12 protein-coding genes and 1 other annotated feature are annotated in these 14,513 nt (G+C 31.4%); all 12 genes read left to right on the top strand.

Translation table 11 applies throughout. The features are described from left to right. Window positions 1-4 precede the first annotated feature (4 nt). The 12 genes from CDLVIII_RS23700 (at window position 5) to CDLVIII_RS23645 (ending at window position 14,447) form a co-directional block, all read left to right on the top strand. The gene (locus CDLVIII_RS23700; RefSeq protein ID WP_009172012.1) at window positions 5-1,033 is read left to right on the top strand and encodes a low specificity L-threonine aldolase; all 1,029 of its coding nucleotides are present in this window, start codon (window positions 5-7) and stop codon (window positions 1,031-1,033) included. An 89-nt stretch (window positions 1,034-1,122) separates the two neighbouring features. Continuing rightward, window positions 1,123-2,592 carry an aminotransferase class I/II-fold pyridoxal phosphate-dependent enzyme gene (locus CDLVIII_RS23695; RefSeq protein WP_009172011.1) on the top strand — a complete coding sequence of 490 codons (1,470 nt, stop codon included), beginning with the start codon at window positions 1,123-1,125 and terminating at the stop codon, window positions 2,590-2,592. A gap of 162 nt (window positions 2,593-2,754) precedes the next feature. Beyond that, entirely contained in the window at window positions 2,755-3,054 is a 300-nt protein-coding gene (locus CDLVIII_RS23690; protein WP_009172010.1) for an ATP-dependent Clp protease adaptor ClpS, read from the top strand. Between the two features lie 2 nt (window positions 3,055-3,056). Further along, a complete protein-coding gene (gene clpA / locus CDLVIII_RS23685) occupies window positions 3,057-5,327 on the top strand; it encodes an ATP-dependent Clp protease ATP-binding subunit ClpA (RefSeq protein ID WP_009172009.1) in 2,271 nt (756 codons plus the stop codon). Between the two features lie 283 nt (window positions 5,328-5,610). Then, entirely contained in the window at window positions 5,611-5,760 is a 150-nt protein-coding gene (locus tag CDLVIII_RS23680) for a zinc-ribbon domain-containing protein (RefSeq protein ID WP_009172008.1), read from the top strand. Between the two features lie 275 nt (window positions 5,761-6,035). Further along, window positions 6,036-6,297, top strand: a binding site (T-box leader). Window positions 6,298-6,372: 75 nt separating this feature from the next. Further along, window positions 6,373-6,852, top strand: a complete 480-nt coding sequence (locus tag CDLVIII_RS23675; protein ID WP_009172007.1) for an Lrp/AsnC family transcriptional regulator — start codon at window positions 6,373-6,375, stop codon at window positions 6,850-6,852. Next, window positions 6,849-8,021: an aminotransferase class I/II-fold pyridoxal phosphate-dependent enzyme gene (locus tag CDLVIII_RS23670; RefSeq protein WP_009172006.1), complete on the top strand. Its 1,173-nt coding sequence runs from the start codon at window positions 6,849-6,851 to the stop codon at window positions 8,019-8,021. Before CDLVIII_RS23675 ends, CDLVIII_RS23670 begins: the two co-directional genes overlap by 4 nt. Before the next feature lie 427 nt (window positions 8,022-8,448). Next, on the top strand, window positions 8,449-9,474 hold the full coding sequence (locus tag CDLVIII_RS23665; RefSeq protein WP_009172005.1) for a LacI family DNA-binding transcriptional regulator: 1,026 nt from the start codon (window positions 8,449-8,451) through the stop codon (window positions 9,472-9,474). Window positions 9,475-9,757: 283 nt separating this feature from the next. Then, window positions 9,758-10,828: a BMP family ABC transporter substrate-binding protein gene (locus CDLVIII_RS23660; RefSeq protein ID WP_009172004.1), complete on the top strand. Its 1,071-nt coding sequence runs from the start codon at window positions 9,758-9,760 to the stop codon at window positions 10,826-10,828. 92 nt (window positions 10,829-10,920) lie between these two features. Next, a complete protein-coding gene (locus CDLVIII_RS23655; RefSeq protein WP_009172003.1) occupies window positions 10,921-12,471 on the top strand; it encodes an ABC transporter ATP-binding protein in 1,551 nt (516 codons plus the stop codon). Then, window positions 12,446-13,573, top strand: a complete 1,128-nt coding sequence (locus CDLVIII_RS23650; RefSeq protein ID WP_009172002.1) for an ABC transporter permease — start codon at window positions 12,446-12,448, stop codon at window positions 13,571-13,573. The genes CDLVIII_RS23655 and CDLVIII_RS23650 overlap by 26 nt, the downstream gene beginning before the upstream one ends. Beyond that, a complete protein-coding gene (locus CDLVIII_RS23645; RefSeq protein ID WP_009172001.1) occupies window positions 13,563-14,447 on the top strand; it encodes an ABC transporter permease in 885 nt (294 codons plus the stop codon). Before CDLVIII_RS23650 ends, CDLVIII_RS23645 begins: the two co-directional genes overlap by 11 nt. The last annotated feature ends 66 nt before the right edge of the window (window positions 14,448-14,513 follow it).

Here is a 14,513-nt window from a genome sequence, read left to right as displayed (position 1 = left end):
TTTTATGTATAGTTTTAGGAATGATTATAGCGAAGGTGCACATTCAAGAATACTAAATGCACTAATTGAAACAAATTTTGAACAAACAGAGGGATACGGAACTGACTGCCATACTCAAAAAGCTATTGAAATATTGAAGCAAAAAATCAATTGTGAAACTGTTGATATTCATTTATTAGTTGGAGGGACTCAGGTGAATCTTACTGCTATATCTGGTTTTTTAAGACCTCATCAAGCAACGATAGGAGCAGATACTAGTCACATTAATTGTCATGAAACTGGAGCAATTGAAGCTACAGGACATAAAGTACTTACAATGAAAACTAGTGATGGAAAACTTACACCGGATCTGATTCAAAAAGTTTTAAAGGGACATGGGGATGAACATATGGTTCAGCCTAAATTAGTATATATATCAGATTCTACTGAACTTGGGACTTTGTATACAAAATCAGAATTAACAGAGTTACATAATTATTGTAAGAAGAATAAGCTGCTATTATACCTAGATGGTGCTCGTCTAGGATCAGCACTTGAATCAGCGGAAAATGATTTAACACTTGAAGATATAGCTAAACTAGTAGATGCTTTTTATATTGGTGGAACAAAGAATGGAGCTCTTTTTGGGGAAGCACTTGTTATTTGTAATGATGAATTAAAAGAGGATTTCAGATATTATATTAAACAAAAAGGCGGATTGCTTGCTAAGGGAAGGATGCTTGGAATTCAATTTAAAGAATTGTTTAAGGATGATTTGTATTTTGAGCTTGCAAGGCATGCTAATAATATGTCTATTTTATTAAAGAATGCATTAAAAGACAAAGGATATGAATTTTTATGTGACTCAAGTACGAATCAGCAATTTCCTATTTTACCTAATGAGGTTATGAAGAAACTAAGTGAAAAATATGCGTTTAATATTGAAAGAGTAATTGACGAAACAAATACAGCAATCAGATTAGTAACTTCATGGGCAACAAAAGAAGAAGCTGTTCTTGAGTTTATTGAAGACTTGAAAAATATAGATAAATAAATTTTTAATATATAAATTAAGGTTTGGCATAAATTATTATTTGTACCAAACCTTCTTTAAACAAGATTTCGTATATAAAGAGGTGAGTTATGAAGAAAAAGTTGCCAGTACTAGAAGAACTGCTTAAATACCATGATGAAAATAATTTACTGCTCTCTATGCCTGGAAATAAAGGCGGAGATGGTTTTTTAGAGGATGAATTTGGAAAAGAATTTGCTAATAGGTTAGGGTTCTTGGATATAACAGAAGTTGATCCTTTGGATAATCTGCATTCTCCTGAGGGAATTATAAAGGAAGCTCAGGAACTTTTGGCTAAAACTTATAAAGCTAAGAAAGCATATTTTTTAGTAAATGGAAGTTCCTGTGGAAATTTAGCAGCTATGTTTTCAGCCTTTAATGAAGGTGATGAAGTTTTAGTTGAAAGAAATTGCCATAAATCAATATATAATGGATTAATTATGAGAAGGTTAAAGGTTACTTATATTGAGCCAGTAGTAGATGATGAGAATGGAGTGTTTTTACCACCAGATGAGACTAGGATTTATGAAGCATTGAGCCGAAGTTTAGATCCGAAAGGAATTATATTAACGTATCCTAATTATTTTGGAATAACTTATAATGTTGAGGAAATTATAAAAAAATTGAAATCAATAGGGCTGAAAATAATTATAGATTGTGCACATGGTGCTCATTTTGGCATAAATAAAAGGCTGCCTAAATCTATTTCAAATTTAGGGGATTATGTAGTTTTAAGTGCCCATAAAACTTTACCGGCTTTAACGCAAGGTGCATATCTCTTGGTAAATGAAGAGAATAATATGTTAGAATTTTATTTAAAAGCATTTATGACAACGTCACCTTCATATTTAATCATGGCATCTTTGGATTATGCTAGGTATTATTTAGATAATTATGGCGAGAATGATTATGAACAGTTAATAAATAGATCTGAAAGATGGAAGCAAAAAATAAATGAACTGAAAAAGGTACATATATTAAGTAAAAATGATTTAAATGAGCAGTATGAATATAAAATTTTAAAGGAAATTGAAAGAAATCAGAAAGAATATTATGACATTGATTTAAGTAGATATATAATGATACTTCCTAAAGGATATAGCGGACATAAGCTTTTAGATTATTTAAGAAGCCAAAGAATACAAGCTGAAATGAGTTTTTCTAGAGGTGTGGTTTTAATTTTATCACCATTTAATACTGATTCTGATTTTGAAATAATATATAAAGCTATTTTAGATCTAGAAATGAAGAGTATAATTGGTGAAGCTGAGTCAAAATATTTTATAAATATTCCTATAAAAAATATGGAACCATATGAAGTGTTTAGATTAAAGGGGGAGTGGAAAGAAATTGGTGAATGTGAGGGCAATATTGCCAAAGAGTCAATAATACCATATCCACCAGGAATACCATTAGTTTGTCCAGGAGAGATTATATCACAAGAGGCTATAAATATAATAAAAGATTATATGACGAATGGAAAAACTGTACTAGGAGCAGTAAATAATAAATTACAAGTAATAAGCGACAAACTTAATTAGTTATGAGTTAAAAGTAAATTAAGAGATGTCCTTAACTTTTAATTTTTAGCTTTTAACTCTTAACGGAATATAAGTATTATGATAAAATATAGCTATTTAGAATAACATATGGACAATAAGAAATAAAAAAATAAAGTGCGGGGAGGAATGGAAAGTTATATTATGGAAACAAATATTGTTACCAAACAAAAAGATGAAGTTAAGGTAAAAAAGCCTAAACATTATAAAGTTGTTATGTATAACGATGATTACACAACAATGGAATTTGTTATAAATGTATTAGTGGTTGTGTTTAATAAAAATATTATAGAAGCTGAAAAAATAATGTTGGATGTACATGAAAGAGGTAAGGGGATAGCAGGGATATATAGTTATGATATTGCATTTACGAAAGTTAGTGTTGCAATGTCAATGGCTAAAGAAAAAGGCTTTCCATTTAAGCTTACTGTAGAGGAGGCGTAGATATGAAAATCACCAATGAAGTTAATTTAATATTGCTCAAAGCATATCAGGAGGCAAAAGAAAGAAATAGTGAATATATTACTCCAGAGCATCTGTTATATGCAGCAACATTTAATGGCAGCGTTGAATATGCTATTAAAGAATGCGGCGGAAGCTTAGAAAACTTAAGATATAATCTAAGTACTTATATAAAAACATATATTAATAAAATTGGTCAAGGAGAACCACAGGAAAGTATTGAATTTCAAAAAGTTATATTAACAGCTGATGAACAGGTAAAATATAGTGGTAAAGACGCTATTGATGTAGATCATATAATTTCAGCAATTTTTAATTTAGAGGAGAGTTATGCTAGATATTATTTGGAGCAGGAAGGTATTACAAGAAGGGATTTATTGTATATTTTATGCCATAGTTTAGAAGACACAGTTCAAGATTCTTATGAAGATGAAGCAAAAGAAAATTCAGGTGAAGAAGAATCATTAGAATCTGTTGAGCAGGAGCATAATGATACTAAGAAAAAAGAAGATGCATTCCTTAATAAGTTTACAATAAATCTTATTGAAAAAGCAAAGGAAGAAAGTGAACCTTTAGTAGGACGCGAGGATATCATAGAACGAAGTATCCAAATTCTCTGCAGAAGAGTAAAAAATAATCCTATTCATGTAGGAGAATCTGGTGTTGGAAAGACAGCTATTACGTTGGGTCTTGCAAAACTTATAAGTGAGAATAAAGTGCCAGAAAAATTAAAAGGAAGCGCTATATTTTCTCTAGATATAGGATCAGTGATAGCAGGTACCAAGTACAGAGGGGATTTTGAAGAGAGAATTAAAAGAATTTTAGATTTAATTGAAAAGAAAGATAAGCCAATTGTTTATATAGATGAAATTCATAATATTGTAGGAGCTGGAGCTCTAAATGGTGGGGCTTTAGATGCATCTAATTTATTAAAGCCATATCTTACAGATGGAAAAATTAGATTTATTGGGGCTACTACTTTTGATGAATATAAAAAGTTTTTTGAAAAAGATAAGGCATTAAGCAGAAGATTTCAAAAGATAGATGTTAAAGAACCGTCTATTAAAGAAGCAATAGAGATACTTAATGGTCTAAAAGGTAATTATGAAGAATATCATAATGTAACTTATACAGATGAGGCTATAAGTGACGCTGTAACTTTGACTGATAAATATATAAATGATAAATATTTACCAGATAAAGCCATAGATATTATAGATGAAGCTGGAGCATATGTTAGAATGCATAATGAAAACCTCGAGGAAAAAATTGTGGTAGACAGAAAAACTATTGAGGAAATAATCTCAAAAGTCTGCAGTATTCCAAAGCAGACAGTAGAGAGCAGCGAAATTAATTCATTAAAAAATCTTGAAGAAAAATTAAAGGAAAACATATTCTCACAAGACAAAGCCATTGAAGAAGTGGTAAGATGTATAAAAATGTCTAGATCTGGATTAAATGAAGAAGATAAACCAGTAGCATCCATGCTATTTGTAGGGCCCACTGGAGTAGGAAAAACTGAGATTGCAAGGTGCCTTTCAAAGATGCTTGGAATAGAGCTTATTAGATTTGATATGAGCGAATACATTGAAAAGCATGCAGCTGCAAAACTTATTGGATCACCTCCAGGATATGTAGGTTATGAAGAAGGGGGACTATTAACAGATGCAATAAGAAAGACTCCTCATTGTGTATTGCTATTAGATGAAATTGAAAAAGCACATGAAGACATTTTAAGCGTGCTGCTACAGGTTATGGATTATGCAACTCTTACAGATAACAAAGGTAGAAAAGCTGACTTTAGGAATGCAATAATTATAATGACTTCTAATGCGGGGGCAAGAAATATAGGTAAAAAGCTTATAGGGTTTGGAGAAAGAGAAGTTAAAGGCGAAGCTATAATGGAAGAAGTTAAGAAATTCTTCACACCTGAATTTAGAAATAGGTTAGATAAGATAATTGTATTTAACAGTATGAGTGATTCTATGGCAGTTAATATTGCTAAAAAGCAGTTAAATGATTTTAAAATTAAGCTTGAAGGTAAGAATATTAAAATTAAATTTAGCGATGAATGTGTTGATTATGTTGCGAAAACAGGCATATCGGATGAATTTGGCGCTAGAGAAATTGCAAGAGTCGTCGCCTCTAAGATAAAACCATTGTTAGTGGATGAAATTTTATTTGGGAAATTGAGTAATGGAGGAGAATGTACAATTAAGTTAGTAGATGAGGAATTTAAATTGACAATAAATTAGAGCCAAAATGAAAAAGCATAACTATAAGTTATAAGATATCTTAGTGTTAATTTGCTTAATAAGGTACATGAAAATAAATAACAGGTCCAAAGCTGATATAGAAAGTAGGCTGGCAGATGGACTTGTTATTTTTTTTATTGTGCGTAATTTTAGGTAAAAATATTAATGAATAAAAGCTGAAATTAAAGGTTAATATATTTAATGATAAAGAAAAAACTTTAAACTAAAAGAGGAGGTGAACTATTGCAAAGCCGTATAATGACTTTGACAATAGAACATTGGAATGGAAGATAAGAAAATAATTTGTAAAGACTGTGGAAAAGAATTCGATTTTACAGTAGGAGAACAAGAATTCTATAAAGAAAAGGGATTTGAAAATGATCCTGTAAGATGTGGGGAGTGTAGAAGGGCTAAAAAGCAGCAAAGTAGGTAATCAGCATAAGTTTTGTTGATTTATTTGGGAGCTATAAAACGTGTTTTATAGCTCTTTTAAATTTATATATTAATATAGAAAATTGTTTTAAGAATTCAGATAATGAAAAAAATATAACTAAAATTAAAAAGATATGAAAATTATATTGGATTTTTTGAACATTTGCTAGTATAATATAGAGAAAGATTTAAATTATTAAATTATAACAAAATACGAATTCTATTTTGGATTATTTTAATTATAATGTACATTATAATTAATCAAATACTTATATTAAAAAAATGGTGATAAGGAATAGTATATAAGAGTTAACTTTTAAGAGAGCTAGAGTTTGGTGCGATCTAGTAAGTGAGCCTTATGGAAGCAGCCTTTGAATTTTATAGCTGAGAAATAAAAGTTATTATATGTAACTTTTAATTAGGCTATAACGTAATCCTCACGTTATAGAGGTGGAGTATTAATTGTACTCTATCTGAGTGAACAATATTTATATTGTTTATTAGGGTGGTACCGCGAAGCAGTTCCTTCGTCCCTTGTTTGGGATGGAGGATTTTTTTGTCTTTAAAAAAAGAAAAGTAGTTAATTAATTGAATAAATAGGAGGTTATTTTTAATGGAGGAAATACTTGAAATCTTAGAAAAGAATAGCAGATATAGTGACGAGCAAATAGCTGTTATGACAGGAAAAACAGTTGAGGAAGTTAGAGAAGCAATAAGAGATTATGAAGAAAAAAGCATAATAGCAGGTTACACAACACTTATAAATTGGGAAAATACAGGCAGTGAAACTGTTACAGCTTTAATTGAGGTTAAAATAACCCCTCAAAGAGGCGTTGGTTTTGATAAGGTTGCAGAAAGAATATATAATTTTTCAGAAGTTAAGGCATGTTATTTAATGTCAGGAGGCTTTGACCTAACTGTTATTGTTGAGGGAAAGACTATGAAACAAGTAGCACTTTTTGTATCTGAAAAACTTGCAGTGCAAGAATATGTATTAAGCACAGCAACACATTTTGTATTGAAAAAGTATAAGGACCATGGCAAAATATTTAAGGAAAAGAAATTAGATGACAGGGAGGCAATATTCATATGATTTTAGAAGATATGATTCTTGATAATGTCAAGAATATGCCTCCATCAGGCATAAGAAAATATTTTGATATTATAAATGAGATGGATGATGTAATTTCTCTTGGAGTTGGGGAGCCTGATTTTGTTACTCCTTGGAATGTTAGAGAAGCTGGAATTTATTCTTTAGAACAAGGGCACACACATTATTCTTCGAATGCTGGATTTATTGAACTTAGAAGAGAAATATCAAAGTATCTTTATAGGAGATTTGACCTTAATTATAATCCTGAAAATGAGATAATAGTCACAGTTGGAGGGAGTGAAGGTATAGACGTAGCTCTTAGAGCTTTAGTTGGTCCTGGTGATGAGGTTATAGTTCCAGAACCAAGCTTTGTAGCATATAAAGGATGCACAGCATTCACAGGAGCAACCGCAAAGGTATTAAACCTTAAAGTGGAAGATGAATTTAAATTAACTCCTGAAGCCTTAGAAGCAGCTATCACACCTAAAACAAAGGTGGTTATAATACCTTTCCCTAATAATCCAACAGGAGCAATAATGACAAGGACAGAGCTTGCTGGAATAGTAGAAGTGCTTAAGGATAAAGATATCATAGCAATTTCAGATGAGATATATTCGGAATTGTGTTATGGGGAAAAACATGTTTCAATAGCATCTTTTCCTGAAATGAAAGATAAAACTTTAGTTATAAATGGTTTTTCTAAATCATATGCTATGACAGGCTGGAGATTGGGATATATTTGCGGCCATCCAATTCTAATAGAAGCTATGAAAAAAATTCATCAATACGCTCTTATGTGTTCGCCGACAACAGCTCAATATGCAGCCATTGAAGCTTTAAAGAGTGGAGATGGAAGTGTAGAGGAAATGTGCAAGGAATATAATAGGCGAAGAAGAGTTTTATTGAATGGTTTTAGAAAGATGGGACTTGATTGCTTTGAGCCGCTTGGAGCATTTTATATATTTCCAAGCATACAAGCTACTGGGGTAACATCAGATGAATTTTGTGAGCAATTACTCATAAGTGAAAAAGTTTTGGTTATTCCAGGTAACGCTTTTGGAGAATGTGGAGAAGGATTTGTAAGAGTTTGTTATGCTTCATCCATGGATGATATCATGGAGGCTCTAAAGAGAATTGAAAGATTTATTAACAGATTAAAAGAAAAATAGAAAAATAGAAAAGAAGCAGTCTGAATAGTAAGTATTTGGATTGCTTTCTTAATGATAATATAAATTTAGTGTAAAAAAAGTATATTATTTAATTATTTTTGTAAAAATAGTAGACATTTTTAACATAAATATAATATAAAATTACTTGAAATATAGATGAATACTATAGTATAAAAGAAAATAGTATGTACTAATGAGATATAAATGATAAAATATAAGAATATTGACATCATATTCCGAATATATTATTATAAATGTGGAAGCGATACCATAAATCGCACTATGATTTATAATTTAAGAAATAAAAAGAGTAGCTTAAATTAGAAAATACCTTAGAAATATGAATGGGGAATAGTATTTCAGTTTTAGCTTTTAAAAAGCTAAAGATCAGTAAGGTATTTTTTTATATTGTAATGGGGTGGGTTTTATGCCAGTAACAATAAGTGATATAGCGAAGAGAGCGAAAGTCTCGGCGGCAACAGTTTCAAGGGTTCTTAATAATTCGGGATATGTAAAGGAAGATACTAAAGCAAGAATATTAGTAGCAATAAAAGAGATGAATTATACGCCAAGTGCAATTGCTAGGAGCTTATCAAAAAGTGAAACTAATACTATAGGCGTTATTGTTCCTGACATAACTAATGCCTACTTTGGAGAGATAATAAAGGGAATTAGTGAGATAGCTGAAAAAAATAATTTGAATATAATCTTATTTAATACAAATAATTATTTAGATAAAGAGGTACGTGCACTAAACTTACTTAAGGAACAGAGAATTAAAGGAATTATTATGACGCCGGGCTTTGGGGAAGAAAAGTGCAATGATATATATATAAAGACAATAGAGAACTTAAACATTCCGATAGTTTTAGCTTCAGCAGATGTGAGATTTGTAGAACTAAATGGGGTTTTTGTAGATAATGTAAAAGGCGGATTCGATGCAACGAATTTATTGATTAAAGAAGGGCATACTAAAATAGGAATTATGACAGGATTTCTAAGTTCAGAACCTCAAATAGACAGGCTAATAGGTTATCAAAGAGCTTTAAAAAATAGTGATATTCTATTTGATAATAGGTATGTTTATCACGGTGATTTTAAATTAGATAAGGCATATGAATTAACCAAGAAGCTGATTGATGAAAAGGAACCTCCTACAGCACTAATAATCTGTAGTAATATGATGACCATGGGGGTAATAAAGGCTTTAAAGGAGAAAAATAAAGATATACCTAGAGACTTAGCAATAGTAGGATTCGATAAAATAGATTTTTTAGACATAGTAGGACTTAATATTACATATATGGAAGATTGTCCGATTGAATTAGGCAGAGCTTCAATGGAGATGCTTTGTGAAGTTATAGATAATAAGAAGAATAATAATTCAGGGCTTAAAAGGCTGATTATTTCACCACAAATAGTAGCCAGAGGTTCAGAAAAAAGATTAAGGTAAGATATACAATGGGGTATAATCTTGTTTTATAGTTATAGATATCAAACATATAAATTAAATTTATAACTTGCAACCGATATTTTTAATAAGCTATAAGCTGAAATTTATAAGTAATAAATTAAGTTTTGATTTGTTTATCTATTATAATGCTAAAGGTAACATATTTTTAATATAGTACCATATTTATATTAATAAAAGCCCTATTGGATTTAGGTCATGTAAAATTCATGATTTTAAATATTAAATATTAAATATTAAATATTATATTTTAGGAGGAAATTTAATGAAGAAAAAATTATTATCATTATTAGCAGTTTCAGCAGTAACAGTAACATTATTTGCTGGATGTGGATCAAGCGGTACTAAAACAGCTGATCAAGGTACTAGCACTGAAAAAGAATTTAAGGTTGCAATGGTAACTGATACAGGTGGAGTAAATGACCAATCATTTAATCAATCTTCATGGGAAGGCTTACAAAGCTTCGAGAAAAATAATAAAGGAGCTAAGGTAAGTTACTTAGAATCTAAACAAGAATCAGATTATGCTACAAATTTAGATAAATCAGTTGATGGGGGCAATAAGTTAGTATGGGGTATTGGATTTGCAATGGCAGATGCAATATTAAATTCAGCAAAATCAAATCCAGATGTTAACTATGCTATAGTTGATAATGCATACGTAGATCCAACAACAGGTGAAGATAAGACTCCGGCTAATGTTACAGGAGTTATGTTTAAAGCTCAAGAGCCATCATTCATGGTAGGTTATATTGCAGGAAAGACAACTAAAACTAATAAAGTAGGATTTGTTGGTGGTATAACAAGTGGAATTATAGATCAATTCCAATATGGATACCAAGCTGGAGTAGCTTATGCAGCAAAAGAATTAGGAAAAGATATTTCTGTAGATGTTCAATATGCTGAAAGTTTCTCTGATGCTTCAAAAGGAAAAGCAATTGCACAAAAAATGTTCTCTTCAGGATGCGATATTGTATTCCATGCAGCAGGTGGTGCAGGTGTAGGTGTAATTGAAGCAGCTAAGGAAGCAAACAAATTTGCAATAGGTGTTGACCGTGACCAAGCATATTTAGCTCCTGATAATGTTTTAACATCAGCATTAAAATTAGCAAATGTTGCTGTTGAAAATCTTTCAAAAGAAGCTATGAGTGGAACTAAAATTGGTGGGCAAACATTTACTTATGGTTTAAAAGAAAATGCTGTAGGTATTCCAACTGAAAATAAAAATATGGATCCAGAAGTATATAAAGCAGCTATGGCAATTCAAGATAAGATTAAAGATGGTACAATAGTTCCACCTTATAATAAAGAAACTTTTGATGCCTTTGGTAAATAATACTCAAAAAAAGCAATAATATTAAAATACATATGCTTTGCTAACTAGTAAATCCCAGTTAGCAAAGCATATAAATTAAGGGAGGACCTTGTATGGAAATTAGCAAACAATATGCAGTGCAAATGCGTGGGATTACAAAAAAGTTTGGCTCGTTCTGTGCTTTAGATAATATAAATCTTGATATTAAAAAAGGTACAATTCATGCATTGCTCGGAGAAAACGGAGCAGGGAAAAGTACATTAATGAATGTGCTTTACGGATTATATCAAGCTGACCAAGGAGAGATATATCTTAACGGTGAAAAGATAAATATAAAAAATCCTAATATTGCTATTGAGAATGGAATTGGAATGGTTCACCAACATTTTATGTTAGTTGATAATTTTACAGTAACACAAAATATAGTGTTAGGTAGTGAAATTACAAGCAAATTTGGAATGTTAGATATGAAAAAAGCACGTGAGGAAATAGTAAATATAGTTAAAAAATATGGATTAGAAGTGGATCCAGATGCTAAGGTAGAAGATATTTCTGTAGGTATGCAGCAGCGTATAGAAATATTAAAAGCATTATATCGAGGAGCAGATTTATTAATATTAGATGAGCCAACAGCTGTACTTACTCCGCAGGAAATTGAAGATTTAATAGGCATTATGCATAATCTTATTGCTGATGGAAAGACAATAATTATAATTACTCATAAATTAAAAGAAATAAAGGAATCCTCTGATGTTTGTACAATTATTAGAAGAGGACAATATATAGATACTGTTAATGTTAAAGAAGTAAATGAAGATGAACTTGCTACTATGATGGTAGGTCATTCAGTTAAGTTGGTTGTTGATAAAACACCAGCAAATCCAGAAAATGTTATATTTGAAATAGATAATCTAACAGTGAAGGATGAAAGAAAGTTAGATGCAGTTAAAAATTTATCACTTAAGGTACATAAAGGAGAAATCGTTGGTATTGCAGGAATTGATGGGAATGGACAAAAGGAATTAATAGAAGCTATTACATGCCTAACAAAATGTGAAAGCGGTACCATTAAAATAAATGGAGCAGAAATACAAAATACTACAACTGAAAATGTAATTAAGAATAAAGTTGCAACAATACATGAGGACAGACAAAAGCGAGGACTTGTATTAGATTTTACTGTTGCTGAAAATGTAGTAATAGAAAAATACAAAAGTAAGCCATATTGTAAAAATGGTTTCTTAAATAATAATGAAATTATTTCGCATACTAAAGATATGATAAAACAATATGATATAAGACCTGATAACTGTGAATTAGCTCCTGTTAGAGGATTATCAGGAGGAAATCAACAAAAGGTTATTATTGCTAGAGAAGTAGCTAATGATCCAGATTTATTAATTGCGGTGCAGCCAACTCGTGGTTTGGACGTAGGAGCAATAGAATATGTTCATAAAACATTGATTAGAGAAAGAGATAAGGGGAAAGCTGTTCTTTTAGTTTCCTTTGAGCTTGATGAAGTTATGAATGTTTCTGACACTATAGCTGTAATTTATGCTGGAACTATTGTAGACACATTTAAACAAGGAGAAGTTGATGAAAATACAATAGGTTTATTAATGGCGGGAGGTAAACGAAATGAAAACAGTGGCAAAGATTCTTAAAAAGCCAGTTACTTCAACATTTATTGCAATATTTTTTGGATTTTTAGTTTCTGCAATAGTACTTAGTGCAGCAGGGTATAATTCAATGGATGCTTTTAGTGCACTTTTTAATGGAATTTTTTCAAGACCTAAATATATTTCAAATACAGTAATTAAGGCTACACCTATAATTTTAACAGGTCTTAGTGTTGCATTTGCTTTTAAAACAGGCTTATTCAATATAGGAGCTGAAGGTCAATATATTATAGGGACAATTGCTGCAACAATAGTTGGAATAAAGCTAAATTTACCAGCAGTATTAGAGGTTCCAGTAGTAATTTTATCTGGAGTTATAGCTGGAGCAATATTTGGCGGCATCGTAGGAGTACTCAAGGCGAAGTTTGGTATACATGAGGTTATAACGAGTATAATGCTGAATTGGATTGCATTATATTTGTGTAATTTTGTTGTAGCAAGTGATGCATTTCATCAACCAGATTCAACAAGTACTTTTATGATTAATGAATCTGGGTTCACTTCAATATTGAGCAATTGGAAGACTTCAGATGCTGGAATTAAAACACTTTCAAATACTCCATGGCTTTCTGAAGTGCTAATAAAAACTGATGTAAATATTGGAATTATAATAGCAATCATAATGGCGGTAGTAATATCAATATTATTATATAAATCTACTAAAGGATACGAGTTACGCGCAGTTGGATTAAATAAGGATGCAGCTGAATTTGCAGGAATAAATGTTAATCGTAATATAATACAATCAATGGTAATTGCAGGTGCACTATCAGGACTTGCAGGTGCGTTGATTATTACTGGAACTGCACCGCATAAACTATCTACTTTGGCAGCTTTTGAAAACTATGGCTTTAATGGATTATCAGTTGCATTGATTGCAGGAAGTTCACCAATTGGATGTATATTTGGCGGATTACTTTATGGAGGCCTATTATATGGAGGGCAATCCGTACAATCTGCTATAGGTGCACCATCAGAAATAATAAATATTATGATAGGTACCATAGTATTCTTTGTCGCATTGACTAGAATAGTACCTATTTTAGCCGATAGACTTGTGAAGAGAGGTGAAAAGAATGCTAAGTAGCATAACATTATTAATAGGTATTACATTAATGTATTCTGCACCATTAATTTTTGGAGCGTTAGGAGGCGTTGTTTCTGAGCGATCTGGAGTCGTAAATATTGGGATCGAAGGTATGATGACTATAGGTGCTTTTACAGGTGCAGCAGTAGGATACTATTCTGGTAACGCGTGGTTTGGATTCCTAGCAGCAGGAATTGCAGGTGGAATAATGGCTTTATTACATGCGGTAGCTTCAGTAACATTTAATGCAGACCAAACAATCTCAGGTATTGCTATAAATCTACTAGGTTCCGGTTTTTCTCTATTTTTATGTAGGCTGTTATTTGAAGGTGCTACTATGACTAAGCCAGTTCCTGTTAAATTACCAAAGGTATTTGGTGTGGACATCACAGTTATCTTAGCAATAATAATCACAATAGTTGTATGGTTCATTTTATACAGAACAAAATGGGGACTTCGTGTTCGTGCTGTAGGAGAGCATCCAGCAGCAGCAGATACTCTTGGAATAAGTGTAACAGGAATCCGTTATGCATGTGTTTTGATTTCTGGAATATTATCAGGATTTGGTGGAGCTGCTATGACGCTTGCAATAATAGCTCAATTTACTCCAACAGCAATCAGTGGGCAAGGCTTTATTGCATTAGCAGCAGTTATTTTCGGAAAATGGACTCCACATGGTGCATATGGAGCATGTTTATTGTTTGGATTTGCACAGGCTCTAACAGTTGTGTTAGGTGGAGGAAGTTTTGCAATACCATCACAAATACTTGCGATGTTACCATATATTTTAACAATTGTAGTTTTAATTCTTTTCGTTGGAAGATCAGTTGCACCTAAAGCAGATGGAGTGCCTTACGAAAAAGGAACACGTTAGTCAGTTTACAATTAACAGTTTATTTGAAGAAAAGCTTTCAGCTTTTTTTCAAATATATATTATATA

Source organism: Clostridium sp. DL-VIII (assembly GCF_000230835.1).
Taxonomy (GTDB): domain Bacteria; phylum Bacillota; class Clostridia; order Clostridiales; family Clostridiaceae; genus Clostridium.
The sequence above is the reverse complement of the archived record's forward strand: the minus strand, read 5'-3'. Positions and strand labels throughout refer to the sequence as shown.